At 71.0% G+C, this 1,532-nt stretch carries 3 protein-coding genes; all 3 read right to left on the reverse strand.

The window, feature by feature from the left end:
* Positions 1–264: 264 nt before the first annotated feature.
* The 3 genes from ROTAS13_RS24330 to ROTAS13_RS27585 are packed head-to-tail and all read right to left on the reverse strand — an operon-like array spanning position 265 to position 1,441.
* Positions 265–855, reverse strand: coding sequence for a hypothetical protein (locus ROTAS13_RS24330; RefSeq protein ID WP_075823650.1), 591 nt, complete (start codon positions 853–855; stop codon positions 265–267).
* 56 nt (positions 856–911) lie between these two features.
* Positions 912–1,274 carry a hypothetical protein gene (locus ROTAS13_RS24335; RefSeq protein WP_075823651.1) on the reverse strand — a complete coding sequence of 121 codons (363 nt, stop codon included), beginning with the start codon at positions 1,272–1,274 and terminating at the stop codon, positions 912–914.
* Positions 1,271–1,441: a hypothetical protein gene (locus ROTAS13_RS27585; protein WP_171979235.1), complete on the reverse strand. Its 171-nt coding sequence runs from the start codon at positions 1,439–1,441 to the stop codon at positions 1,271–1,273. Before ROTAS13_RS27585 ends, ROTAS13_RS24335 begins: the two co-directional genes overlap by 4 nt.
* Positions 1,442–1,532 lie beyond the last annotated feature (91 nt).

The following is a 1,532-nucleotide window of genomic DNA, read 5'->3' on the forward strand; positions in this document are numbered from 1 at the left end:
GAGGGCTTCTACAATCGACGCCGCCTGCATTCGGCGCTCGGCTATCTCACCCCCGAGCAGAAGGCAGCGACATTCCAAACAGCGGCATCAGCCGCGTAACAGTGTCCGTGAAAGTGGGGCAAGGCCATGGGCCGCCTCGCAGCAGGTCTCCAGCTGGAAGGCGTGGTCGGTCCATGCCTCGGCCAGTTCCAGCACCGCCGGCTCGCGGCACCAGGGGCAAATCGCTGGAAGCCCCTCGGTTGGCCCACAGGTAAAGCGCATGGCTCAGGCCGCGCTGCGGCCTGCGTGCTTCGCGCAGTGGAGATGCAGTTCCCGGGCGACGGCGGCGAGATCACCGATCACCTCGCCGTAGTTCGGCGCCTCGGCCGTCAGGCGGATGCGATGATCCTCTGCGAAGAAGCTGCCGTGCTCCCGCGGATCCAGCAGGACGATGCCGTCGACCCGCAGCACCCGGGCCAGCCGGGCCAGGATCTGGCCCAGATCCTCGCTGCGCCCTTCCTGCTCGACCAGCCGCGCCATGCCGCGCTGCAGGGCCGCGAGGGGCTTGCCGAAGCGTACGAGATCGCTGGTGGTGAACACTTCGCCATGCTCCGGCATGTAGCCGTAGCGAAGTGCGTAGGGCTCAGCGTGCCGGTCGTCGATCTGACAGGTGAAGCGGAAGCCCTCGTGCAGGATCGGCCGTGCGCCGTCCTCGTGCCACAGCAGCGGTCGCAGTTCGCCGTAGCGCCGTGGCATCGAGCCGTCGCGGGTGTGCATCACCAGGGCGTCGACATGCGCGTAGGCGTCGTCGCGACCGGCGTGCGAGAGGTAGGGACGCAGGACGAGCAGCCGTGGCGGCCGTGCCGGGTTGGGCATGGCGGTTCCTTTCGGATGGGGATGGTGGGGGCAACCGGGAGGGTGCGACGCGCCCGTCAGCGGCGCGTGCCGGTTTCCGGTGGTGGCGCGGGCTGTGTCAGCAGGGCACCGGCCTTCCGGCGCCAGCCCGCGAACCAATCAACGAGGTCGGCGCCGAACACCGGCGTGTCCTCCTCGAACTGCTCGCGGAAGATGTTCAGCGCCTCGTCGAGCAGGCGCCGCATCGCGGGCGCCACGGCGAGCACGGCGGCAGTGCCGTGGGCCAGGGCGAGGCCGCGACGGGTGCCGTCGTGCAGCACCGCGACCACCAGGGCCGGGCTCTCGGCGGTGCGGACCAGGCCGTAGCCGTCTTCCACCAGGTCCTCCACCACGGCCACGTCGAGCTTGCCGGCGCCGCCGGTCAGGGAGACGGTGCTCATCCGCGCCTCCTGCTGGGCAGGTACGCGGACGGTGGAGGCGCCCTGCACCAGGATCCTGGCAGGATCACGATGGCCAGGATCGCGGCCAGGAAAGCGAGGAGGCCGGCGATGGCGGCGAGGTCCTCGCGGCGTCCCTTGCGGCGGGCGAGGCGGTCGGCGAGATCCATGATCCCGTTCCTTCTGCTGCGTCTTCTCTCCGAAGACCCAGCCCGCCGGCCGCCCCGGCCGGGGCGGGGCAAGGGCGCCGCGCAGCGGCGG

The organism is Roseomonas sp. TAS13 (genome assembly GCF_001950415.1).
GTDB classification, from domain to species: Bacteria; Pseudomonadota; Alphaproteobacteria; order Acetobacterales; family Acetobacteraceae; genus Roseomonas; species Roseomonas mucosa.